At 55.9% G+C, this 22150-nt stretch carries 28 protein-coding genes; 12 read left to right on the plus strand and 16 right to left on the minus strand.

Annotation, left to right across the window (positions count from 1 at the left end; genetic code table 11):
- The first annotated feature begins 23 nt into the window (after window positions 1-23).
- Window positions 24-377, plus strand: a complete 354-nt coding sequence (locus HUE57_RS00915) for a pentapeptide repeat-containing protein (protein ID WP_078483057.1) — start codon at window positions 24-26, stop codon at window positions 375-377.
- On the opposite strand, the gene HUE57_RS00920 is transcribed toward HUE57_RS00915, so the two are convergent.
- The 11 genes from HUE57_RS00920 to hisB all read right to left on the minus strand — a co-directional run bounded on the left by HUE57_RS00920 (window position 362) and on the right by hisB (window position 7865).
- Complete coding sequence (locus HUE57_RS00920; protein WP_078483058.1) at window positions 362-2176, minus strand: thioredoxin domain-containing protein; 1815 nt, start codon at window positions 2174-2176, stop codon at window positions 362-364. The genes HUE57_RS00915 and HUE57_RS00920 overlap by 16 nt on opposite strands.
- Window positions 2177-2373: 197 nt before the next feature.
- Window positions 2374-3297 (minus strand): twin-arginine translocase subunit TatC, encoded by a 924-nt coding sequence (gene tatC, locus HUE57_RS00925; protein ID WP_078483059.1) that lies wholly within the window; start codon window positions 3295-3297, stop codon window positions 2374-2376.
- Window positions 3294-3692 (minus strand): Sec-independent protein translocase protein TatB, encoded by a 399-nt coding sequence (gene tatB / locus HUE57_RS00930; RefSeq protein ID WP_078483060.1) that lies wholly within the window; start codon window positions 3690-3692, stop codon window positions 3294-3296. The genes tatC and tatB overlap by 4 nt, the downstream gene beginning before the upstream one ends.
- A 53-nt stretch (window positions 3693-3745) precedes the next feature.
- On the minus strand, window positions 3746-3973 hold the full coding sequence (gene tatA, locus HUE57_RS00935; RefSeq protein ID WP_078483061.1) for a Sec-independent protein translocase subunit TatA: 228 nt from the start codon (window positions 3971-3973) through the stop codon (window positions 3746-3748).
- A gap of 21 nt (window positions 3974-3994) precedes the next feature.
- Window positions 3995-4330, minus strand: coding sequence for a histidine triad nucleotide-binding protein (locus tag HUE57_RS00940; RefSeq protein ID WP_078483062.1), 336 nt, complete (start codon window positions 4328-4330; stop codon window positions 3995-3997).
- Window positions 4327-4647 (minus strand): phosphoribosyl-ATP diphosphatase, encoded by a 321-nt coding sequence (locus HUE57_RS00945; protein WP_078483063.1) that lies wholly within the window; start codon window positions 4645-4647, stop codon window positions 4327-4329. Before HUE57_RS00945 ends, HUE57_RS00940 begins: the two co-directional genes overlap by 4 nt.
- A gap of 1 nt (window position 4648) precedes the next feature.
- Window positions 4649-5038 (minus strand): phosphoribosyl-AMP cyclohydrolase, encoded by a 390-nt coding sequence (gene hisI, locus HUE57_RS00950; RefSeq protein ID WP_078483064.1) that lies wholly within the window; start codon window positions 5036-5038, stop codon window positions 4649-4651.
- A complete protein-coding gene (hisF, locus tag HUE57_RS00955) occupies window positions 5039-5812 on the minus strand; it encodes an imidazole glycerol phosphate synthase subunit HisF (protein ID WP_078483065.1) in 774 nt (257 codons plus the stop codon). It abuts the gene before it with no gap.
- Window positions 5813-5817: 5 nt separating this feature from the next.
- Window positions 5818-6558, minus strand: coding sequence for a 1-(5-phosphoribosyl)-5-[(5-phosphoribosylamino)methylideneamino]imidazole-4-carboxamide isomerase (gene hisA / locus HUE57_RS00960; RefSeq protein WP_078483066.1), 741 nt, complete (start codon window positions 6556-6558; stop codon window positions 5818-5820).
- A 42-nt stretch (window positions 6559-6600) separates the two neighbouring features.
- A complete protein-coding gene (hisH, locus tag HUE57_RS00965) occupies window positions 6601-7248 on the minus strand; it encodes an imidazole glycerol phosphate synthase subunit HisH (protein WP_078483067.1) in 648 nt (215 codons plus the stop codon).
- 23 nt (window positions 7249-7271) lie between these two features.
- Window positions 7272-7865 (minus strand): imidazoleglycerol-phosphate dehydratase HisB, encoded by a 594-nt coding sequence (gene hisB / locus HUE57_RS00970; protein ID WP_078483068.1) that lies wholly within the window; start codon window positions 7863-7865, stop codon window positions 7272-7274.
- A gap of 174 nt (window positions 7866-8039) precedes the next feature.
- Between hisB and HUE57_RS19860 the strand changes: the two genes are divergently transcribed.
- The 11 genes from HUE57_RS19860 to ccoS all read left to right on the plus strand — a co-directional run bounded on the left by HUE57_RS19860 (window position 8040) and on the right by ccoS (window position 18413).
- Entirely contained in the window at window positions 8040-8516 is a 477-nt protein-coding gene (locus HUE57_RS19860; protein ID WP_320416259.1) for a cyclic nucleotide-binding domain-containing protein, read from the plus strand.
- A 60-nt stretch (window positions 8517-8576) separates the two neighbouring features.
- The gene (locus tag HUE57_RS19865) at window positions 8577-8816 is read left to right on the plus strand and encodes a helix-turn-helix domain-containing protein (RefSeq protein WP_320416306.1); all 240 of its coding nucleotides are present in this window, start codon (window positions 8577-8579) and stop codon (window positions 8814-8816) included.
- Window positions 8817-8825: 9 nt separating this feature from the next.
- Complete coding sequence (locus HUE57_RS00980) at window positions 8826-9569, plus strand: helix-turn-helix domain-containing protein (RefSeq protein WP_078483069.1); 744 nt, start codon at window positions 8826-8828, stop codon at window positions 9567-9569.
- Between the two features lie 506 nt (window positions 9570-10075).
- On the plus strand, window positions 10076-11500 hold the full coding sequence (ccoN, locus tag HUE57_RS00985; RefSeq protein ID WP_078483070.1) for a cytochrome-c oxidase, cbb3-type subunit I: 1425 nt from the start codon (window positions 10076-10078) through the stop codon (window positions 11498-11500).
- Window positions 11501-11521: 21 nt separating this feature from the next.
- Complete coding sequence (gene ccoO, locus HUE57_RS00990) at window positions 11522-12232, plus strand: cytochrome-c oxidase, cbb3-type subunit II (protein ID WP_078483071.1); 711 nt, start codon at window positions 11522-11524, stop codon at window positions 12230-12232.
- On the plus strand, window positions 12225-12431 hold the full coding sequence (locus tag HUE57_RS00995) for a cbb3-type cytochrome c oxidase subunit 3 (RefSeq protein WP_078483072.1): 207 nt from the start codon (window positions 12225-12227) through the stop codon (window positions 12429-12431). The genes ccoO and HUE57_RS00995 overlap by 8 nt, the downstream gene beginning before the upstream one ends.
- Window positions 12428-13267, plus strand: coding sequence for a c-type cytochrome (locus HUE57_RS01000; protein ID WP_078483073.1), 840 nt, complete (start codon window positions 12428-12430; stop codon window positions 13265-13267). Before HUE57_RS00995 ends, HUE57_RS01000 begins: the two co-directional genes overlap by 4 nt.
- 394 nt (window positions 13268-13661) lie before the next feature.
- Window positions 13662-15083 (plus strand): cytochrome c oxidase accessory protein CcoG, encoded by a 1422-nt coding sequence (gene ccoG, locus HUE57_RS01005; protein WP_078483151.1) that lies wholly within the window; start codon window positions 13662-13664, stop codon window positions 15081-15083.
- A 54-nt stretch (window positions 15084-15137) separates the two neighbouring features.
- A complete protein-coding gene (locus HUE57_RS01010) occupies window positions 15138-15650 on the plus strand; it encodes a FixH family protein (protein WP_135622092.1) in 513 nt (170 codons plus the stop codon).
- Window positions 15651-15668: 18 nt separating this feature from the next.
- Window positions 15669-18140: a heavy metal translocating P-type ATPase gene (locus HUE57_RS01015; RefSeq protein WP_078483075.1), complete on the plus strand. Its 2472-nt coding sequence runs from the start codon at window positions 15669-15671 to the stop codon at window positions 18138-18140.
- 42 nt (window positions 18141-18182) lie between these two features.
- Window positions 18183-18413 (plus strand): cbb3-type cytochrome oxidase assembly protein CcoS, encoded by a 231-nt coding sequence (gene ccoS / locus HUE57_RS01020; RefSeq protein WP_078483076.1) that lies wholly within the window; start codon window positions 18183-18185, stop codon window positions 18411-18413.
- An 18-nt stretch (window positions 18414-18431) separates the two neighbouring features.
- Here ccoS and HUE57_RS01025 read toward each other — a convergent pair whose 3' ends face one another.
- The 5 genes from HUE57_RS01025 to HUE57_RS01045 all read right to left on the minus strand — a co-directional run bounded on the left by HUE57_RS01025 (window position 18432) and on the right by HUE57_RS01045 (window position 22133).
- The gene (locus tag HUE57_RS01025) at window positions 18432-19106 is read right to left on the minus strand and encodes a hypothetical protein (RefSeq protein ID WP_078483077.1); all 675 of its coding nucleotides are present in this window, start codon (window positions 19104-19106) and stop codon (window positions 18432-18434) included.
- Between the two features lie 62 nt (window positions 19107-19168).
- Window positions 19169-19669, minus strand: a complete 501-nt coding sequence (locus HUE57_RS01030; RefSeq protein WP_135622070.1) for a hypothetical protein — start codon at window positions 19667-19669, stop codon at window positions 19169-19171.
- A gap of 97 nt (window positions 19670-19766) precedes the next feature.
- Entirely contained in the window at window positions 19767-20213 is a 447-nt protein-coding gene (gene dtd / locus HUE57_RS01035; protein WP_078483079.1) for a D-aminoacyl-tRNA deacylase, read from the minus strand.
- Window positions 20210-21160 (minus strand): prolyl aminopeptidase, encoded by a 951-nt coding sequence (pip, locus tag HUE57_RS01040; protein WP_078483080.1) that lies wholly within the window; start codon window positions 21158-21160, stop codon window positions 20210-20212. The genes dtd and pip overlap by 4 nt, the downstream gene beginning before the upstream one ends.
- A gap of 499 nt (window positions 21161-21659) precedes the next feature.
- Window positions 21660-22133, minus strand: a complete 474-nt coding sequence (locus tag HUE57_RS01045) for a DsrE family protein (protein WP_078483081.1) — start codon at window positions 22131-22133, stop codon at window positions 21660-21662.
- Window positions 22134-22150 lie beyond the last annotated feature (17 nt).

A 22150-nucleotide genomic window follows, 5' to 3' on the forward strand; every position in this document is an offset into this window, starting at 1 on the left:
CACCTATTGAGAATGGAGATCACATGAGTACACCCGAGATACGAGACGATCCACTCTACCAGCTACTACGTCACGGTAAGGTCGAAGAGTTCAATGAACAGATCCGTGCCGGTGCAACGTGTGATCTCACCGGCGCAGACCTACGCGGACTCGATCTGCGGGGAATGATTGCCGACGGCCTTGATCTCTCTGACAGCTACCTGCGCCAGTCGGATCTGCGCGGCATCGATTTCCGAAACTGCAACATACGAGGCACCAGTCTGTTTGGCGCCAAAATCTCCGGTACCTACTTCCCCAAGGAGCTACGCGCGGAAGAGATTACCCTCTCTCTGTTACACGGTATTCGCATACGTTACGAGGATCAATCGGAGCGGTAATTTGCCAGCAGGTCGATTTGGCTTGCATACCAGAAGGGCGAACCTTTCATCTCACCGTAACCCTTTCCAAGGGCCTGCTCTGCACGCTGTAGTAACGCTCGACTCTTTAACCGTTTGGCGACCTGTAGCGTCACCTTTAGCAGCCGCGATGAGGGTGATCCGATCGGTCCATCACTCACCACCTGTTCTGCCACACCGAATGGGACCAGCGCTTCCGCCTGCAACTGCCACCCCTGCTCGGTCATGAAGTCACGCCATGCTCGACGCAACACTCTTTCCGCCAGTTTTAGATAGCGCTCTGAATGAGTCACCTTCGCCCATGAGGCCAGTCCCTCAGCGACTGCGGCGTAATCGCCCAGTACCGCGCGACCAACACGCTGCTGGCGCGAAGCCATCCTGAAGAGCTGCTGACCATCCCACTGGCGTGTTGCCAGGAACTCGGCCAACCCCTCGGCCGCTGCGCGATACTCTTTGCGGTCACTCACCATGACAGCTCGACTCAGCGCCGTCAGCAGCAGCCCATTCCACTCCGCAATCTGTTTAACATCACGTGGAAACTGTTCCAGGCGACGATGTTTTATCAGTTTGCTACGCGCACTCATCAACCGTTGTTGTGCCTGCCGCTCACTGAGCCCAAGACTGATTGCCGCTACGGTCAACATCACTGTCTGACGTGGAAGCTGTTCGGCCGCACCACTCAGATCGACGCCCCAGTAGCGCTTTAACAGCTGCCACTCATCAGCACTCAGCAACCGCTGCATCTCCTTACGCCAGAAGTAGGCACCACCCTCCTCGCCTAGCTCATCGACCGCCGAGAGGCTGGCGATGTAGGCACCATCACCCGCCATCTCACGCAGCACAAAATTGAGTGTATCGAGCCCTACCTCGCGATAGTACGGCTCTTCTAACAGCACCGCTGCCTCAAGATAGAGGTCGGCCAACTGCGCATTATCGTAGAGCATCTTCTCGAAGTGGGGTATCTGCCAACCGGGGTCTACGGTGTAACGGAAAAAGCCGCCACCGACCTGATCACGCAGACCCGCAGCAGCCATCTGTTTAAGTGTCAGATGGAGAAATGCCTCAAGCGCTGAGTCAGTGGCCTTTGCATTGGCGTGCAGAATGGTCCGTAGCTGGGGTACCGAGGGAAACTTGCTCTGATTTCCAAAACCGCCCTCAAACTCGTCCCAGTGGTCATCCAGCTGCTGCAGGAATCGCTGCTGCAGCTCTGCAGCCCCATCCTCAGGCATCGGCTCTTGCGCCTCACTGGCCTCGGCCTGCATTGCCCTGGCAGCTGTTTCAGCCATTCGTGCCAGCGATTGATGTTCACTCACCCAACGTCCCTGCAATCCCTCAAGCAGCCGTTTGAAGGTGGGCTGCGGCTGGTAGACAGTACCGACAAGTGGATTGCCCGCAGGGGTGATAAAGACGTTAAGCGGCCAGCCACCGCGCCCTTCGGTGCGCTCAACAAAACCCATCAACCACTCATCCAGCGCCGGCTGCAGCTCTCGGTCGACCTTCACGGCAATGAAGTAGCGGTTTAGCAGCGCAGCCACGGCGGGATCACGGAAGCTCTCCTTCTGCATTACATGGCACCAGTAGCAGGCGAAATAGCCCACTGAGACAAACAGCAACTTATTCTCGCGACGCGCACGCTCAAGCACCTCTGGCCCCCACGCCTGCCACTCAACAGGGTCTTCAGCGTGCATGGCTAGATAGGGAGAGGGGTGACCGGCCAGGGTGTTGGCCGCGTTAAGCAGCGGTAGATAGAGCAGGAGTAGTAGAATTGCGATCAGACGCATGGCGCGGCCTCAATGAAATAGCTCGATAGGGTGAGCCTAGCAGCTGGGTATGCGGGGTGTGAGGAGCGTGGGGTGGGTGGAGTGCGCCCTGAGCGAAGCGAGAAAGTCTCCTTGGTGTAAAGAGAAACCCACCAAGGGCGCAGCAGTTAAGTTCTTGGGCATATATTGGGTATCACTTCGTTCAACCCAAGCTACGACTAACTCTTCTTTGGCGTCTCTTCCTCATCGTCGTCGTAAAACGCCTCTTCGGCCTCAATGCGGTCGAGCTCTTCGTCCATCTCTTCGTCGCTCATCGGTGTAAAACGCGCCTCACCGGACTCATCAACGTCGCTCTCCGCCTCTGGATCGATCAACCCCTCATCAATCTCACGTTTACGTTTGCGCTTGACCAGGATGCGTGAGTACCAGACTCCGACCTCAAACAGAATCCACATCGGAATCGCCAGCAGGGTCTGAGAGAAGATATCGGGCGGGGTGAGCAGCATGCCAAAGATAAAGGCGAAGACGATCACATAGGGGCGTTTCTCGGTCAGACTTTCCGGGGTCGTCATACCGGTCGTGACGAGCAGAATGGTGGCAATCGGCACCTCAAAGGCGAGACCGAAGGCGAAAAAGAGCTTCAGTACGATCTCCAGATAGCGTCCAATGTCGGGCATCATCTGCGCCCCTTCCGGTGTGTAGCCAACCAGGAATGGGAACATGATCGGGAAGACGACAAAGTAGGCAAAGGCCATGCCAGCATAGAAAAGCAGCGAGCTAGAGGCCATTAGTGGGAATACCAGCTGGCGCTCGTGCGTATAGAGGCCCGGTGCGATGAAGCCCCAGACCTGGAGCAGGATGAAGGGCATCACGATGTAGATCGAGAGAACCAGGGTCAGCTTCATCGGCGTAAAGAAAGCGTCGATCGGGCCGGTGACGATCATCGTCGAACCGGTCGGCAGACTCTCCAGCAACGGTCCCGCCACAATCACATAGATATCGTTAGCAAAGGGAAAGAGGCCAAGAAAGAGGACCAGTATCGCTAATACAACCCGTAGTAGGCGATCGCGTAGTTCAAACAGGTGGGAGACGAAGGGTTGTTCGTTGACCTGGTCGTCAGGCGTAGCGCTGTTCTCACTCATTTAGCGCTCGACTCCTCACTCGTAGGCTCTTTTGTCTCAGGGCTGTTGCCGCTCTTATCGTCCGACTTGGACGATATATCGGCCAGGGTATCGGCGATCTCATCACCATCGAGAATCTCAAGATTCTCATCCAGTGCCGCCTCATCGAGTGCGGTGCTGGTCTCATCGTAGATCTCGTGCAGACCACTGCTATCGGCCTGCTCCTTCATCATGCGCTGTAGATCTTCCGCCTTAATCTCACGATCGATATCGGCCTTCACCGAGGAGACAAAATAGCGTGCCTTGCCGAACCAGTGACCGGCGGTACGCGCCACTTTGGGCATGCGTTCAGGACCGACGACCAGCAGCAGTACGACGCCGATCAGAGAGAGCTCCATGAAACCGATATCAAACATGGTCTAGTTACCCAGCGAGGAGTTTATTGGTGGATATAACGCGCAGCAGCTGCTTAGGCGTTTTTATCCTTCTCCTCTTCGGTGACCTCACCCTCGATGATGTTATCGGACTTCTCATCGATCTTGGCCTGCTTAGCCTCGCCCTCCCCATCCTTCACCGCGCTCTTAAAGCTCTTGATCGCACCACCGAGATCGCCACCCACATTACGCAGCTTCTTGGTACCGAACAGCAGCAGTACGATGACCAGAACGATAACCAGTTGCCAGATGCTAAAACCCATAATTAATTTCCTTCAGTTGTGTCAGAAGCCCGGCAGGTCGTCGCCGCCAAGCAGGTGAATATGGAGATGGAAGACCTCTTGGCCACCACCCTTACCGGTGTTGATAATGGTACGAAAACCGGTCTCTAGCCCTTCGCGCGCCGCCAGCTCTGGCAGCAGTCGCAACATGTGCGCCATCAGCGCATCGTGCTCACTATTAATACCATTTAAACCCGTAACATGAATACGGGGAATTACCAGAAGATGCACTTTCGCCTTCGGGTTGATATCACGAAACACCACCACCTGATCGTCCTGATGGACAATATCAGCCGGTATCTCACCTGCAACGATCTTACAGAAGAGGCAGTCGCTCATTTGTTACCCCGACTCGCCTTCTCTTCAATCCCTGAGAGTCCGAAACGGCGATCAAGTTCATCGAGTACGGCGTGGTGGTCGATATCGAGATGTTTGAGCATCACCAGGGTATGGAACCAGAGATCAGCCGTTTCATAGACCACCTGCTGTTCAACCCCATCCTTGGCGGCGATCACCGTCTCGGTCGCCTCCTCACCCACCTTTTTCAGGATCGAGTCGAGGCCCTTGGCGTAGAGAGAGGCGACATAGGAGCTATCGGGCTCCGCCTGCTTGCGTGCCTCTAGTACCTCGGCGAGTCGATCGAGTACGTCACTCATGCTATTTACCGTAGATATCCTTGGGATCTTTAAGCACCGGATCGGCCTCAGTCCAGTGTCCTGCATCGAGTCGTTTATAAAAGCAGCTGCGTCGTCCGGTATGGCAGGCGATATCACCGATCTGATTCACCTTCATCAGCAACACATCACTATCACAGTCGACACGAAACTCTTTGACCTGCTGCACATGGCCCGACTCTTCGCCCTTGCGCCACAGCTTGCCGCGTGAACGTGACCAATAGATGGCACGTCCCTCTTCAACTGAAAGCGCCAGCGATTCACGGTTCATCCAGGCAAACATCAGGATCTCGCCCGTCTCAGCATCCTGGGCAATTGCGGGTAGCAGACCGTCACTATCCCACTTAATCTCGTCGAGCCAGGCGCTGCTCATCTAGAGTCGCACCTCGATACCGGCGCTCTGCATGCGATGCTTGCACTCCTCAACGGTGTGCTCGCCGAAGTGGAAGATACTTGCCGCCAGCACCGCATCGGCGTTGCCTTCGGTCACCCCCTCGACCATGTGGTCAAGGTTACCGACACCGCCCGAGGCGATTAGCGGCACGCGCACCACACGACTGATGGCGCGGTAGAGCTCATTATCAAAACCAATCTTGGTGCCATCGCGATCCATGCTGGTGACCAGCAGCTCACCGGCGCCAAAGTCGACCATCTTCTCGGCCCACTCCAGTGCATCGATTCCGGTTGGCTTGCGACCACCGTGGGTAAAGATCTCCCAGCGTAGCGGCTCACCCTCTGCGCTAACACGCTTGGCATCAATCGCCACTACGATGCACTGCGAGCCAAATTTCTCGGCCGCCTCTTTAACAAATTCAGGGTTAAACACCGCTGCGGTATTGATACCGACCTTGTCGGCGCCGGCGTTAAGCATGCGACGAATATCGTCGACGTTGCGAATCCCACCACCGACGGTTAGCGGAATAAAGACCTGTCCGGCCACCTGCTCGACCACGTGTACGATCGTCTCACGGTCATCGGAAGAGGCGGTAATATCGAGAAACACCAGCTCATCGGCACCCTGCTCGTCGTAGCGACGAGCAATCTCGACCGGATCACCCGCGTCACGGATTTCGACAAACTGTACGCCCTTCACCACACGACCATTGTCGACATCGAGACAGGGGATAATGCGTTTTGCGAGTCCCATCTGAATTAGTCGGCCGCCAGCTCATCGGCGAGCTGCTGACCTTCAACAAAGTCGAGCGTACCTTCATAGATGGCACGGCCGGTGATCGCACCAGTAATACCCTCATCAGCGACCTTGGCCAGATCACGAATATCATCGAGATTGGTGATACCGCCCGAGGCGATCACCGGAATATGGATCGAACCAGCCAGCTTGGCGGTCGCCTCAACATTGACACCGTTCATCATGCCGTCTCGGCCGATATCGGTATAGATGATTGCTTCAACACCGTCTGACTCGAAGTGCTGCGCCATGTCGATCACATCGTGGTGGGAGAGCTTCGACCAGCCATCAATCGCCACCTTGCCATCTTTGGCATCGAGGCCGACGATGATGTGGCCGGGGAAGTCGAGACAGAGATCGTTGACAAAATGCGGCGCACTGACCGCCTTGGTGCCGATAATCACATACTGCACACCAATATCGAGGTAGGACTGTACCGTCTCCTCATCGCGAATACCGCCGCCAATCTGGATCGGCAGATCGGGGAATGCCTCGGCAATGCGGCGCACCACATCTCCGTTAACCGGCTTGCCGGCAAAGGCACCGTTCAGGTCGACCAGGTGCAGGCGCCGTGCGCCCTTCTCCACCCACTGCGCGGCCATCTCCACCGGATCATCGGCAAAAATAGTCTCATCTTCCATCTTGCCCTGACGCAGGCGCACACACTTACCGTCTTTGATATCGATCGCGGGAATTAAAAGCATCTCAACATCCTCTCCAACTTTTGAAGATTATCATTATGGGTCTCAGTCACTCTCACCATTCCAACGCAGGAAGTTGGCGTAGAGCTGCAGTCCGGCGTGCTGACTCTTCTCTGGGTGAAACTGTACTGCAAACAAATTGCCACGCGTTACCGCTGAGGTAAATTGGGTACCGTAGTCAGAACTCGCGGCCGCCAGCGACTCATCGGCCACCTCTACATAGTAGCTGTGTACGAAGTAGAAGCGGCTATCCTGGGCAATCTCACGCCACATCGGATGCGCTACCCGCTGGTGAACCTGATTCCAGCCCATGTGGGGAATCTTCAGCTCCGCGGTAGCAGTTGCATCGAAGGCATCACCAAAGTAACGCACCCGACCCGGCAGCATACCGATACACTCAACGCCGCCGTTCTCCGCGCTCTCATCAAGCAGCGCCTGCATACCCACGCAGACACCAAGCAGTGGTTTATTCTCAGCCACCTCGCGCACCACCTGATCGATGCCGAGACGTTTGATCTCACCCATACAGTCACGGATGGCACCAACACCCGGCAGAACCACGCGGTCGGCTTTGAGGATCTGCGCGGGGTCGCTTGTAACCAGCACACGCTCGCCATCGGCGACATGCTCCAACGCCTTGGAGACGGAGTGGAGGTTACCCATACCATAATCGATGACTGCGACGGTGCTCATAACGGGTCCAGAGATATTGTGGCTTAGAGACTGCCCTTGGTCGATGGCAACTGGTCACCCATGCGGCTATCTGACTCAATCGCCATGCGAACTGCACGCCCAAACGCCTTGAAGATCGTCTCGGCGATGTGATGACTGTTCACACCACACAGACTATCGATGTGCAGCGTTACCAAGGCGTGGTTAACAAAACCCTGGAAGAACTCGTGGAAGAGATCGGTCTCAAAATCACCGATAGAGGCACGCGGAAACGAGACCCCGTACTCCATGCCGGGTCGGCCTGAGAAGTCGATTACAACGCGGGAGAGCGCCTCATCGAGCGGCACATAGGCGTGACCATAGCGATAGATACCTTTTTTATTACCCAGCGCCTGGGCAAAGGCCTGGCCGAGGGTAATACCGATATCTTCAGCGGTGTGGTGTCCATCGATGTGCAGATCACCCTTGGCTTCGATCTCGAGATCGATCAGACCGTGGCGTGCCACCTGGTCGAGCATATGCTCAAGGAAAGGGAGTCCAGTATCGAACTGTGACTTTCCGCTGCCATCCAGGTCGATCTTGACCGTAACCTGGGTTTCGAGCGTCTCGCGATTTACGGTGGCCTTACGTTCAGCCATAGCTCTCTTCTCTGCGCTAGTAGGGGCAATCTGCCCCGAGGAAAAATTAAAGCGTAAGCATACCCGGAACCGTCGCGGCGGGAAACACACTAACCTATATTATGAACCACAATTGATTAACCCTGCTGCATCTGTTGGAATGTGTGCAGCAGAATCGAGCAGAAACCCCACATCATGAGCGCACCCAAAGAGAAAAAAGTCGTTGATCTCACAGGTCTGAATGTCGCTTGCAAGGATTGCAGCCTGCATCAGCTCTGCCTGCCGACCGGTATCAGTAAAGATGATATGGATCGCATCGACGAGATCATCCGTCGCCGTCGTCCGATCGCCCGCGGTGAGACGCTGTTTCGTGCGGGTGACTCGTTTCACTCCATCTACGCAGTGCGCTCCGGTTCGATCAAGACCTATACACCCAACCGTGACGGCCTCGAGCAGGTGACCGGTTTCCATCTCCCAGGTGAGATGGTCGGACTCGATGCCATCAGTGACGGCGCCCACCCCTGCACCGCCAAGGCGCTGGAGACCGCCAGCCTTTGTGAAATACCGTTCGATGAGCTGGAAATCCTGAGTCACGGTATCCCCAGCCTGCAGCGCCAACTACTCAAGATCATGAGTCGCGAGATTCTGCACGATCACAACCTTCTAATGTAAATCGGCAAGAAGAGCGCCGAGGAGCGCCTTGCCAGCCTGCTGCTCAGCCTCTCTGATCGACTGCAGCAGCGCGGCTTCTCCGCCCACAAATTCAACCTCAGCATGTCTCGCAACGATATTGGCAACTATCTCGGCCTCGCGGTTGAGACCGTCAGTCGCCACTTCAGCCGTTTTTGCGATCAGCACCTGCTGACGGTCAATCGTCGCAGTATTCAGATCAACGATCTTGAAAAACTGAAAGAGACGGCGGGTGAGCTGCTGCCCCAGTCAGAGCCCACCTTCCCAGTGCACACCCGCTAAAGCCTCGCCATGAGCAAGCATGCTAAACCCCTGATTCTCGACCACTGTAACCATAAACACACCTCCAACGAGGTTGCCTGTGATCTCTGCGCGCTCTATGGCATCTGTCGTGTAGCTGGCCTGGAAAGCGACGACCTGGAGCAGCTAGACAAGGTCGTTAAACGCCGTGAAACAGTAAAGCGCGGGGCGGTCCTGTTTGAGGAGGGTGAGCCCTTCCACGCCATCTACGCGATCAAGTCTGGATCGTTCAAGAGCAGCTGCGGCAGCCAGGATAAACGACCTCGCGTTACCGCCTTCCACTTTTCCGGTGAGTTGATCGGGCTCGATGCAATACAGGCTGGCCACTACACCTACAGCGTCACCGCACTGGAAGCGAGCAGCATCTGTCGTCTCGAATTCGACCAGCTAGAGCAGCTCGGCGAACAGCTACCCGCCTTTCAGCAAGAGCTGATTGCCACCCTTAGCGGTCAGCTTTCGCAGCTACAGATCACCGCGCTGATTAATCAGCAGATAGCCAACAAACGCCTCGCCACCTTCCTTCTCGATCTCTCAGTCCGTTTTGCAGAACGAGAGATGCCCGCCTCCACCTTCCGTCTCAGCATGTCGCGCAGCGATATCGGCAACTACCTTGGTCTCGCCGTGGAAACAATCAGCCGTCTCTTTTCGCAACTTCAGGAGCAAAAGGTGCTCGATGTAAAAAACCGCATGATCGAGATCCTCGATCCGGCGGCACTAAGAAAGATCGCCCTCTAACTACCCCCTTCTGAATAGACGTATGAACGACCGGAAACGGTCGATGACACCCTTTATTGTTGTAAGTTCGCAACAAAATAGGGCAAATAGCCAGTTAATTGACAAATATCAATGTTCTGATATCTTTCCAGTCGCTATTATCCCCTTCCGGTATATGGGATAGTTACCACCATAGGTATACAATACCGCGTGCATTGGGTAGGGGCAGCGCAATATTCCTTTTGCAAAATCACGAAACACCCATAGCAGAACAAGAAGTTACAAGGGAATACTCATGTCGATTACTCCATGTAAGCTCACTCGAAAAACGAGGCTACATGGAGTGGTCGATAGAGCGGCCTGAATTTCTTTGAGGCGACCTGAATAACGCATCATTTTGGTGCGATTTCCGTTCGAAGCTAATCTCGAACGTCATTCTGGGAGCCAACACCATTTATTTAAGTAGTACTAGGCAGTAAATCAGCAACACAACTTTTAGTAGCAACAACCTGTAAAGGAGGCATCTCGTGGAAGCGACGCAAGACCAGAAGTATAACTTCGAGGTCGTCAGATGGTTCACCGTCATGGCGATCGTCTACCTCGTCGTGGGCACCCTGGTGGGTGTTTACGTAGCATCAGAGCTGGCATGGCCAGTTCTTAACCTGGATATGGCTGAATTGAGCTTTGGGCGTCTACGTCCTCTGCACACCAATGCCGTTATCTTCGCTTTCGGTGGCTGTGCCCTGATGGCGACATCGTTCTATAGCGTACAGCGTACCTGTGGCGTTTCACTGTTCAGCAACAAGCTGGCATGGTTCGTCTTCTGGGGCTGGAACCTGATCATCGTTTCTGCAGTTATCACCCTGCCACTGGGCATCACCCAGGGTAAGGAGTATGCAGAGCTGGAGTGGCCAATTGACCTTGCGATTGCCGTTGTCTGGCTGGTCTATAGCTTCAACTTCCTGATGACCATCCACCAGCGCAAGAGCAGCCACATCTATGTGTCGAACTGGTTCTTCCTCGGCATGATGGTGATGATCACCTACCTGCACGTGGTTAACAGCCTCGCGATCCCTGTCGGTCTGTTCAAATCCTACTCGGTATTCTCCGGTGTACAGGATGCGATGATCCAGTGGTGGTACGGCCATAATGCCGTAGGCTTCTACCTCACTGCAGGCTTCCTCGGCATCATGTACTACTTCGTACCGAAGCAGGCTGGTCGTCCGGTCTTCTCATACCGCCTCTCAGTTATCCACTTCTGGGCACTGATGTTCGGTTATGTATGGCTGGGTGCTCACCACCTTCAGTACACCGCTCTTCCAGACTGGACCGGTTCTCTGGGTGCGGCTGTCTCACTCGCGATGATCATTCCTTCTTGGGGTGGCGCGGTGAACGGTATGATGACCCTCTCCGGAGCCTGGGATAAGCTGCGTACTGACTACGTTCTGCGCTTCCTGATCATGTCTCTCGCCTTCTATGCCATGTCGACCTTCGAGGGTCCGGTCATGTCATCGAAGACCGTTAACGCCCTCTCTCACTACACCGACTGGACCGTTGGTCACGTACACTCCGGTGCACTGGGTTGGGTTGCAATGGTTGCCTGCGGCGCGCTTTACCATATGGTAATGAAGCTGTGGAACACCGATATGTACTCCTCCAAGCTGGTTAACCTCCACTTCTGGCTCGCCACCATCGGTGCCGTAGTCTACATCATCGCGATGTGGGTATCGGGCATCATGCAGGGTCTGATGTGGCGTAGCTACGACGAGTTCGGCACCCTGACCTACACCTTCGCCGAGTCAGTAGCAGCGATGCACCCCTACTACGCGATGCGTGCCATTGGCGGCATGATCTACTGGTTGGGCGGCGCCATCATGCTCTACAACGTCGTTATGACCATCCGTCAAGCAGCAGGCGCACGTGACACCAGTGCAGCCCCCGCTAACGCCTAAGCCGGAAAGGAGCGAATAACAATGGCAAATCAGATTCATTCAACCAAGCTGCAGGATACGATCGAACGTAAAGTGTTCGTAATGCTCGTATTCCTGCTCGTCCTGCTCTCTGTCGGCGGTATCGTCGAGATCGTGCCCCTCTTCTACCTGAAGGACACGATGGAGCATAACAAGAGCCCTGAGATCGCATGGGAGCGTGGCGACAAGTCATTCAACGACTGGAAGGCAGGCGACGGTGTTCGTCCCTACACTCCGCTCGAGCTGGCTGGCCGTGACGTCTACATCCGTGAAGGCTGCTACACCTGCCACTCACAGATGATTCGTCCCTTCCGTGATGAAAAGGAGCGTTATGGTCACTACTCACTCGCTTCCGAGTCGATGTATGACCACCCCTTCCAGTGGGGCTCTAAACGTACCGGTCCTGACCTCGCCCGCGTTGGTGGTAAGTACTCCGACGACTGGCACATCCGCCACCTGCGCGCTCCGCGTTCTGTGGTTCCGGAGTCGGTCATGCCCAACTACCCGTGGTTTGATGAGAACATCATCGATGGCGATGCTCTGGCAGCCAACATGGGTGGCCTGAGAATGGTAGGTGTTCCATACACCGACGCCGACATCGCCTCTGCAGCCGCTGAAGTTCAGGGCAAGACAGAGATGGATGCGATGGTCGCATACCTGCAGGTCATGGGCACCATGGTCAAGTTCGACGAGACCAAGGACTATCGTGAGTAATCTGAGCGAATATTTTGATACGGACTGGGCGTCGATGACGCTCAACGACTGGGTCGGTTTGATCGTCACAGTCGGTATCTTCCTCCTTATGATCTGGGCCTACGTCTATACGTTCCACCCAGCGAATAAGGAGAAGCTTGAGTCCCAAAAACATATTCCGCTTGATGACGACCGTTTTGATACGGAGGAAAAGAAATGAGTGAAAATAACCCGTTCCCAGGTGAAAACAACACCGGGCATATCTGGGATGACAATCTGCGCGAGCTTCTGAATGAACCACCAGGATGGTGGCGTATCGGTTTCCATGCCAGCTGGATCTGCGTGGTGCTATACACCATCTGGTACCCCTCATGGCCACTGATCGACGGCCACTTCAAGGGTGTCAGCGGCTGGACTTCAATTGGTGAGTACAAAGAGGATCTCAGCGCCATCGAAGAGATTCGTGCTCCCTACGAGGCGAAACTGCAGGGCATGTCAGCAGCCGCTATCCTGGCCGATGACGAGCTCTCCAGCTACGTCAGTGCATCTGCCAAGGTACTGTTCGGTGACAACTGTGCAGCCTGTCACGGCAGCGGCGGCCAGGGTGGTCCTAACTTCCCTGTTCTGGCCGATGATGACTGGCTCTACGGTGGTAGCATCGATGCCATCCAGGCCAGCATCAGCAATGGTCGCCAGGGCATGATGACCGCCCACGGCAAGACCCTCAGCAGCGACGAGGTCGATTCACTGGCCCAGTCTATCGTTGATGGCAATGTCACCGGCAATGCGCTCTACATGGGCAAGGCATGTTTCGCCTGTCACGGTGCAGATGGCAAGGGTATGGCCGCACTCGGCTCTGCCAACCTGACCGATAGTATCTACCGCTTTGCTGGCGATCAGCTCGAGAGCGTCAAGTACACCATCAGCCACGGTGTTAACGACCCTTCAGATGCTGAGACCCGCAACGCTGTAATGCCGAAGTTTGGTGACAAGCTGAGTGAGACCGACATCAAGAAGCTGGCAGTCTATGTCCGTAAGATGGGCGGCGGTCAGTAAGAGCCAAGGATTGGGGCTACGGCGGCTAACGCCCTGTAGCCCCACTTCTCAACCTGATATTTGGGAGTGACAAACTATGAGTGATTGGGTAGCAATTGGTTCCTACATCAGCGTAGCTGTATCTATCGTCGTCTTCGTATTTCTAGTAGTAAAAGTACGTAAGCTGATGAATACGGACAAATCCGACGACTAGTAACCGGAAAGGGGGCTTCTAGCCCCTTTTCTTATTAAGTACGTGCTAATATACCTAGGTCGGGATATCCCGTTTGAGTTAGCACGTAGTACGACCTTTCAGCGGCATGCTGAAAAGCCCTCAAGGGGGTTTTCCACCATTCTGTTGTAACCAAATTCCCACGCTGCAGTCCATTCGGTGCTGCGGCTTCTGGAGGCGACTGTGAGCGAGCAAGAGAAGCGAGTTGATCAGGGCGGTGTCGACGCCCTCTATGAGGAGTCGACCCACTGGCACGTCAATACCGGCGAAGAGACGATCCACGCCAAACGCATGCCCGGCATGTGGCGTAACCTGAAGTGGCTCAGCTCCACGGTCTGGATCTTCTTCTTCCTCGGCCCCTATCTGCGCTGGGATGATCGCCAGGCGATTCTGCTCGATATCCCCAACGAGAAGTTCCACATCCTCAACATCACCATCCTGCCACAGGATGTCTGGATGCTGGCACTGGTACTGCTCTTTTTCTCCATCCTACTCGCCGCCGTCACCTCGGTTGCCGGACGCGTCTACTGCGGCTTCTTCTGCTTCCAGACCATCTGGACCGATATCTACACCCTGATTGAGGAGAAGCTTGAGGGTGGACCTGCCAAACGGCGCAAGCTGGAGAAGGCACCGTGGGATCTGAACAAGATCCGTATCAAGACGATCAAACACACCCTGTGGCTGCTGATTGGCGCACTCACCGGCGTCACCTTCGCCGCCTGGTTCACCGATGCCTACGACCTCTGGATCGGCTACTTCACCTTCACCGCACCGACGGTGGCCTGGACCGTGCTGGGCCTGTTCACTGTTGGCACCTACGTACTTGCCGGATTTATGCGTGAACAGACCTGCTTCTGGCTCTGTCCCTACGCCCGCATTCAGGGCGTTATGTATGACGAGGAGACAGTGCTGCCCACCTACGATCTCAACCGTGGTGAGCCGCGCGGCAAGCTGAAGAAGGGGCAACACGTCGAGGGCATGGGTGATTGCATCGAATGCAACCAGTGTGTGGCCGTCTGCCCAACCGGAATCGACATTCGTGAAGGGCAGCAGGAGGGGTGTATCACCTGCGCACTCTGTATTGATGCCTGTGACTCGGTGATGGACAAGATCAATCGACCTCGTGGCCTGATCCGTTACGCCTCTTATGATGAGATTCAAGGCAAACCGACCCTCCCACTGCGCAAGCGCCCACGCGTACTGGTCTACTTCACCATCATGACCCTGGCGGTTGTTGGGCTGGTCTATGGCCTGACCCATCTCGGTGCGATCGAACTCAAGGTACTGCACGATCGCCAGCCGCTGTTTGTGCAGCAGAGCGATGGTTCGATCCAGAACAAATACTTCATCAAGCTGTTGAACAAGACCGACGCCGATATGAAGATCCGGATCAGTGCAACCGGCCCAGAGCAGATGGTCGTGGTTGGTGCCGACAAGACACTGGTGGCACGTAAGGGGCGCCTTAACAGCTATACCCTCTTTGTTCGTGTACCATCACGACTGCTTGAGAGCGCGAGCACCCCAATCGTGTTCAAAGTCGAGCAGGTCGATGCCGAAGAGATCACGGCGGAATACACCAGCATGTTCATGGGACCGCGCCGCTAGGCGTGCATCGAGCCAGAGACAGAGAGAACTAACCATATGAGTGGAGCTACCGAGATGGGCCTCTTATCACAATCGAGTAAAAAAGCCTTTCGCAACCCCTGGGTTATCGGTTGGATCACGCTGATCCTGATCGTACTGGGCGTCAATATCGCATTTATCTCACTGGCGGTGGTCACCAACCCCGGACTGGTCTCAGACGACTACTACGAGCGCGGTCAGGACCACGAAAAGAATATCAACACTCGCAAAGCCGCACGTAGTGCGCTTGGCTGGCAGGTCAGCCTCGATGTTCCTACAGACACCACCCTTGGTCGTGAGACACCCTTCCGCTTCACCGCCGTCGACAAGGTAGGCCGTCCGCTGGTCGATGGCTCCGCCACCCTGCACGCCTACCGCCCCTCCGACGCCGCCGCCGACTTCGAGGTCGCAATGTTCGAGAAGCGTCCCGGGCAGTATGTCGCACCCGTCGTCTTCCCACTGAAGGGATACTGGCGCGTCATCATCACACTGCAGCGCGGTGAAGATAGCTGGGAACTGACCGAGAAGGTCAACGTCCTCGTCCCCTGAATCTAACCGTTACCGAAGATGAATGACCGGAGCGTCGTAGCCGACGATTCCCAATGTTACCACTGCGGCCTGCCGCTTCCCGAACCGCCGTTCGAGGAGGCCATTGAATCGCTTCCCCGACAGTTCTGCTGTATCGGCTGCCAGTCGGTCTGCAAAGCGATCTACGACGCCGGCCTTGAGGGTTTCTACCAACGTACCCCCGACGGCACCCTGCTCGCACCACCCCCGCCACCGCCTCAGGACTCCGCACTCTACGATCTCGACGATGTGCAGAGCGAGTTTGTCACCACACTCGGCGATAGCCGCGATATCCATCTGCTGGTCGAGGGGATCCACTGTGCCGCCTGCGTCTGGCTGATTGAACACACACTCAGCCGTGTTACAGGGGTAGTTGAAGCCAAGGTCAATCTGGCCGGGAAACGTCTCCATCTGCGCTGGGACAACAGTGCCATCCCGCTCTCAAAGATCATCGACAGACTGGCACAGGTTGGCTACAAGGCGGTCCCCTACGATCCGGAGAATGCCGAGGGAGCATTGGCAAAGCAGAACCGGTCCCTGCTCTACCGTATGGCCTTTGCCGGTTTTACCATGATGAACCTGCTCTGGATCTCGATCGCCCTCTACTCGGGGGCCGATCAGGGTGAGTTTCGTGGCATGTTCCACTGGATCGGTTTTGCCCTGGCCACCCCCACCCTGCTCTACTCCGGCTGGCCCTTTCTCAAGGGAGCCTGGACCGGGTTACGCAGTCTCCACCTCACCATGGATCTACCGATCGCCATCGGCGCCTCCACCACCTACAGCTACTCACTCTATGTGATGCTCAGCCAGAGCAGCGTGGGTGAGGTCTACTACGACACGGTGGTCAACTTCATCTTTGTCATCCTGGTGGGGCGCTATCTCGAAGCGATCTCCAAGAAACAGGCGGTATCCTCAACCCAGCGATTACTCGATCTGCAGCCACGTGTCGCCACTCTGCTGCGCGACGGCGAGCCCCATATCGTACCCATTCGCACCGTAAAACCGGGTGAGATCGTACTGGTAAAGGCGGGCGACAAGATCCCCGTTGACGGCACCATTATCGATGGACGTAGCCGGGTCGATGAGTCGATGCTCAGCGGAGAGTCAGAGCCGGTCGCCAAACTGATCGGCGACAGCGTCTCTGCCGGTACGGTCAATATCGAGAGTGCCCTGACCCTCAATATTGAAGGCACCCTCAAGGACACCGCCCTGGGCCGCATCATCCGCCTGGTTGAGGATGCACAGGCCTCCAAGGCGCCGATCCAGTGTGTTGCCGACCGCATCGTGCCCTGGTTTGTTGCTATCACCCTGCTACTGGCAAGTCTCACCTTCGCCTTCTGGCACTCCACCGACTTCGAGATCGCGCTGATGGCCGCCACCGCGGTGCTGATCATCACCTGCCCCTGCGCCTTCGGGCTCGCCACCCCGATGGCCATCGCCGTCGCCTCAGGACTCGGCGCACGCTACGGCATTCTGGTGAAAAATGGTGCCGTGCTCGAGACACTCTCCGATATCGACCACTTCATCTTCGACAAGACCGGCACCCTCACCGAGGGGCGTATGGGACTGGTGAAGGTGGTCAGCTACGGCAACATCGACGATCAGCAGCTGCTCGGACTCGCAGCGCGCGTGGAGCGCTTCTCCGAGCACACCACCGCGAGGGCGATTGTTGCCGCTGCCGATGAACTGGAACTCAACACCCCCGGTGAGACCTCCGATTTTGAGAGCAAACCCGGCTTCGGTGTCCGTGCGCGGGTCGACGGTATCGAAGTCATGCTCGGCACAGAGGCGTGGCTCACCGAGGCAGATATCGAGATGGGTGAGACCTTCTCCAATCAGATTGAGCAGCTCGAGGGGGACGGGGTGACCTGCATCCACATTGCGGTTGGCGGCAAGCTGCTCGGCTTTATTGCACTGGCCGATCGTCTGCGCCCCGATGCCGCCACCCTGATCGAGAATCTGCGCCAGTCGGGAGCCCACCTGACGCTGCTAAGCGGCGACCGTCAACGTGTCGCCGAGGCGATCGCCAAACAGCTTGGCGGCATGGAGGTTATCGCAGAGGTGCTGCCGCAGGATAAGGATCGCGTGATCCAGGAACTGCAGCAACAGGGCGCACAGGTAGCGATGATCGGTGACGGTGTTAACGACGCCCCGGCACTGATTCGCGCCGATGTCGGCATTGCCGTCGGCTCAGGTACCGATGTCTCGATGGAGAGTGCCGATATCGTCCTGATCAGCAGTGAGCTGGAGAAGGTGGCACTCGCCAGCCGCCTCTCGCGCCGCACCCTGCGCACCATCCGGCAGAATATCGGTATCTCGATCACCTACAATGTCATCATGGTGCCGCTAGCGATGATGGCCTTTGTCACCCCGCTGGTAGCAGCGGTCTCGATGCCGATCAGCTCGCTACTGGTAATCGGCAATGCAGCCCGAATCCGCACCCTCTTTAAGGGGTTGACCTCGAAGCGCTGAGCGGTGAGAGTGGCGATCAGTTCAAGTTAGAGTGATAGAACGATGGATGTAATCTACGGCCTCATTCCCCTGATGATCCTGCTCGGCCTGTTCATGGTCGGACTTTTTATATGGACCGTGCGTAACGGCCAGTATGACGATCTTGACGGTGACGCCAACCGCATCCTAATGGATGACGACGACCCCCTTCTGCCGACTAAAGGGAAAAAACAGTCCGGCAAAGAGGATGTTGAGAAGGGAGAAGACGCGCGAAACTGGCCCGACGCCGATTAACTATCGTATGGATGACGGTTAGTTAACGACCTCACCCGCCGTCTGCAGTGGTGCCATCACCCGGTCGAATTGCGAGGGTGGCAGGTATTGCAGCACCTCCTTCGCCTCTTCACTGAGCACCACATCGACACCCAACTCAGGGTAGAGCCAGTGGATCGCACCACCCTCCGGATCACGGATACGGGCCGCAGGCTGACCAAAACGCTGAGCGACCAGTTCACTCTCCAGATTGATTGATGGGATGTAGGTCAGGGTGGCGATGGCACTCTTACGCAGTTGCTCATAATCATCCGGATGCAACGTCACCTTTCGCGTGCCGCTGCCAAGGGTGCTGATGCGAATGCCGCGATCATACATCTCACGCACCTGTGTCTGCTCAAGATCGAAGGTGAACACCATCTTCGCCTTCAGACCACTGAGACGCGTCTCATTGAAATAGGCCTCAATCGTGTAGTCACCCTGCTCGGGGGCGAAAAGCGTCGCCTTTGAGGGCTCACGGAAGGCCAGCTCAGCCTCACCCAGAGTCGTATGGGCCAGCTCAATTCCGAAGACCCGAATCGATCCCCTCTCGGTCTGTTCAATCTGCCACGGCAGTCCGACGGGCCGGTCGACCTGACCGGAGGGGAGCATAATGCCCACCGCGAGCAGCACCAGGGTGAAGATCAAGACACTGAGAAAGGTATGGCGTTCCATAAATATCAACTAGTTAAGCAGGTAAAAGTGCGTCTGCCATGAGGCAGACAGGGGTGCGACAGTTACTCTTCGATCGGTTCTAGTGCACCCTCGGGGTAGCGCTCCGCAACCGTCTTCGAGACCATGCCCTGATTAGCCTGATGCATCGCATCCGACTCCATCACGATCAGCACCAGCACCGTAATCATCGTCGGTAGTGCACCAACACCAGCTAGCGCCCAGTGCTGTGGTTTGAGATCCCCTCCAGACCAGAGATAGACGATCACCATAACAACGAGCATGATCGCGAGCATGGTTAAAAAACCGAGGCTACGACGTGCACAGATCTGCCAGTGACACTTCACAAACCAGGGATCAATCTTTAGCGAGCGACGTGCACGATAAAAGGTATAGGTGAGCACGGTCACAGAGAAGATCGGTACGATTAGTAGCAGGAACTGCAGTGACTGTGCGGTGAGGAAGGCGACAAAGAGGAGGACATGGTTAAAAACCAGATTGATCAGAAAGATCTCATGGGGGGTTTTCGCCCGCTTGATATCCTCTGCGGAGACCTCGTATTTCATCGTATTACCTGCCTCTAGCTGTGAACTGGCCGCACCGAGTGGCACGGTGGCGACAATCTACCACCTACGGGGTATAAAATCCATGCAAATCGGCTGGTTACACCGGTTTAACCTGCAACCAGAAGGTCACCGGGCCATCGTTGGTCAATGAGACCTGCATGTCGGCACCAAAGCGCCCTGTAGCCACATCGGGATGATTGTTTTCCGCCTCTGCAACAAGATAATTGAACAGCCGTTCGCCCTCATCGGGGGAGGCAGCCGGAGTGAAGCTGGGGCGCATTCCCTTTTGCGTATCGGCTGGCAGGGTGAACTGCGGCACCAGCAGCAGGCCACCATCGATATCGGTCAGCCCCAGATTCATCTTTCCATCATGATCAGGAAAAACGCGATATCCGAGCAGCCGCTGCAGGAGTCGATCGGCCTGCGCTTTGCTATCGTTCCGCTCCACGCCGACCAGCACCATCAGACCCCGTTCAATCACACCCACCGACTCTCCCGACACCACCACCTCAGCCTGGCTAACACGCTGCAGCAGTCCGATCACGCCAGCATCCCCGCCATCGCGTCGCTGGCTCGAATCAGTGCGTCGACAATGCCAGGCTCTGTCGCAGAGTGACCGGCATCAGCGATGACCTCAAGCTGCGCCTCAGGCCATGCCTGGTGCAGCGCCCACGCCTGTGACAGGGGGCAGACGAGATCGTAGCGCCCATGCACGATCACACCTGGAATACCGGCCAATTTACCTGCATCTCGGAGTATTTGATTGGGCTCGAGAAAACTGTCATTTACAAAGTAGTGCGCCTCAATCCGCGCCAGACTGACGGCGGTATGGGGATCGCCAAAATGGTCAACCACTGACCGCTTCGGCAGCAGCGTCGAACTGTACCCCTCCCAGAGTGACCACGCCTTCGCCGCCGACATTGCCGCTACTTCATCATCACCGGTCAGGCGACGGTAGTAGGCGTTAACCATTTCATGACGCTCCACCTCAGGGATCGGTGCAATGAACTGTTGCCACTGGTCGGGACAGAGACGGTCAGCCCCTGACTGATAAAACCAATCGATATCCTCGGGGCGACAGAGAAAAATCCCTCGAAGGATCAACCCTGCTACCCGATCGGGATAGGTCTCGGCATAGACCAGCGCCAGGGTCGAACCCCAGGAACCACCAAATACCATCCAGCGCTCGATACCAAGCTGCTGTCTAATCGTCTCAATATCAGCCACCAGCGCCTGAGTCGTATTACCCTCGAGCGCGGCATGTGGCGTCGATTTACCGCAACCTCGTTGATCGAACAGCACTATACGATAGCGCTCCGGATCGAAAAAACTACGGTGGTATTTCTCACAGCCAGACCCAGGGCCACCATGCAGGAAGAGCACCGGTATACCGTCAGGATTGCCACACTCTTCAACGTGTAGCTGATGGGGTGAATCCACTGTCAGCGTATGGGAAACATAGGGCTGCAGTGGTGGGTAGAGTTGTCGCATTGAATTCCCTGTGGCACTGGATATCTATCAAAGGATACGTCTGCACCCAGACAACGACAATCATTAAAGCGTGGAACAATTCCAATACGTAAGAAAATGCTTACACAAGCTGTCGTCTCTACCTGACTGTATCGGGACGTCCCCTGTGCGAATATTCACTTGCACCAGGTAAGGATGCTCGGTGTGAAGCAGGAAGCTTACTGAGGAATAATAATTTCAGGTAACAGGGATGCCAGAAGTTAACAAAACCTCAGCGGCCAGGACGGCCACTCATCAATCGCCTTCCAGCCAAGAAAGGCAAATGATTACCCCCGGCTTTAGTCGGGGGTTTTTTTTGCCTCTCATTCAGGAACCAAGCCCACAAGCGCCTGCATCCAACCTGTGTCACGCCAACGGCAACTGGCAGCCTCCCATGTGCTCATGGGATTAGACGGACACAAAAAAGGCGCACCCACACCCATTGTTGAGTATGCATACGCCTCTACGATTCGACTATCGACTAAGGACGGACGTAGGCGTAACCGGCCTCCTGAAGCTCCATAATCCGCGCCACACCGGCGGGGACGATCTGCACACCCTCAGCCAGCGCCACCTGCTTGCCTGATTTCTTCTCCATCTTCGACTTGGTATTGCCGCAGGCGCTGAAGGTTATATCCTGCATCGCCAGGCTCGAGACACGCGACTGATGTGCGCTCGACTGGGTCAACATACCGAGACCGGGTCCGTAGGCAACAATCTCGACATCGACATTATCCATACCATAGTGTTTCTGTAGATTGACCGCGTTGTTCATCGCAATCGTCTGTGTCTTGGCATCGTTACTGCTGACCTGGATGACAATTTTATGTTTCGATACTGCGGCCTCAGCCATTGCCGCATCTCCACTCTTACCCTCCGGGGTACAGCCCACCAGCCCAAGTATCAAGCCAGATAACAGCGCGAGCAGGCTAACTTTCAATTTTTTTCCAAACATATAACTAACTCCTTTGA

This window comes from Candidatus Reidiella endopervernicosa, from assembly GCF_013343005.1.
Taxonomy (GTDB): domain Bacteria; phylum Pseudomonadota; class Gammaproteobacteria.

Bases quoted from the DNA above. Each gene is read 5' to 3' on its own strand.
- tatB (WP_078483060.1), bottom strand. From the start codon at position 3,692: ATGTTTGATATCGGTTTCATGGAGCTCTCTCTGATCGGCGTCGTACTG.
- hisB (WP_078483068.1), bottom strand. From the start codon at position 7,865: ATGGCTGAACGTAAGGCCACCGTAAATCGCGAGACGCTCGAAACCCAG.
- HUE57_RS00980 (WP_078483069.1), top strand. From the start codon at position 8,826: ATGAGCAAGCATGCTAAACCCCTGATTCTCGACCACTGTAACCATAAA.
- hisI (WP_078483064.1), bottom strand. From the start codon at position 5,038: ATGAGCAGCGCCTGGCTCGACGAGATTAAGTGGGATAGTGACGGTCTG.
- HUE57_RS01030 (WP_135622070.1), bottom strand. From the start codon at position 19,669: ATGAAATACGAGGTCTCCGCAGAGGATATCAAGCGGGCGAAAACCCCC.
- ccoS (WP_078483076.1), top strand. From the start codon at position 18,183: ATGGATGTAATCTACGGCCTCATTCCCCTGATGATCCTGCTCGGCCTG.
- HUE57_RS00940 (WP_078483062.1), bottom strand. From the start codon at position 4,330: ATGAGCGACTGCCTCTTCTGTAAGATCGTTGCAGGTGAGATACCGGCT.
- hisF (WP_078483065.1), bottom strand. From the start codon at position 5,812: ATGGGACTCGCAAAACGCATTATCCCCTGTCTCGATGTCGACAATGGT.
- HUE57_RS01010 (WP_135622092.1), top strand. From the start codon at position 15,138: ATGGGCCTCTTATCACAATCGAGTAAAAAAGCCTTTCGCAACCCCTGG.
- HUE57_RS00945 (WP_078483063.1), bottom strand. From the start codon at position 4,647: ATGAGTGACGTACTCGATCGACTCGCCGAGGTACTAGAGGCACGCAAG.
- hisH (WP_078483067.1), bottom strand. From the start codon at position 7,248: ATGAGCACCGTCGCAGTCATCGATTATGGTATGGGTAACCTCCACTCC.
- HUE57_RS01045 (WP_078483081.1), bottom strand. From the start codon at position 22,133: ATGTTTGGAAAAAAATTGAAAGTTAGCCTGCTCGCGCTGTTATCTGGC.
- tatA (WP_078483061.1), bottom strand. From the start codon at position 3,973: ATGGGTTTTAGCATCTGGCAACTGGTTATCGTTCTGGTCATCGTACTG.
- HUE57_RS00920 (WP_078483058.1), bottom strand. From the start codon at position 2,176: ATGCGTCTGATCGCAATTCTACTACTCCTGCTCTATCTACCGCTGCTT.
- HUE57_RS01025 (WP_078483077.1), bottom strand. From the start codon at position 19,106: ATGGAACGCCATACCTTTCTCAGTGTCTTGATCTTCACCCTGGTGCTG.
- tatC (WP_078483059.1), bottom strand. From the start codon at position 3,297: ATGAGTGAGAACAGCGCTACGCCTGACGACCAGGTCAACGAACAACCC.
- HUE57_RS01000 (WP_078483073.1), top strand. From the start codon at position 12,428: ATGAGTGAAAATAACCCGTTCCCAGGTGAAAACAACACCGGGCATATC.
- pip (WP_078483080.1), bottom strand. From the start codon at position 21,160: ATGCGACAACTCTACCCACCACTGCAGCCCTATGTTTCCCATACGCTG.
- hisA (WP_078483066.1), bottom strand. From the start codon at position 6,558: ATGCTTTTAATTCCCGCGATCGATATCAAAGACGGTAAGTGTGTGCGC.
- HUE57_RS00915 (WP_078483057.1), top strand. From the start codon at position 24: ATGAGTACACCCGAGATACGAGACGATCCACTCTACCAGCTACTACGT.
- HUE57_RS19860 (WP_320416259.1), top strand. From the start codon at position 8,040: ATGAGCGCACCCAAAGAGAAAAAAGTCGTTGATCTCACAGGTCTGAAT.
- HUE57_RS01015 (WP_078483075.1), top strand. From the start codon at position 15,669: ATGAATGACCGGAGCGTCGTAGCCGACGATTCCCAATGTTACCACTGC.
- ccoO (WP_078483071.1), top strand. From the start codon at position 11,522: ATGGCAAATCAGATTCATTCAACCAAGCTGCAGGATACGATCGAACGT.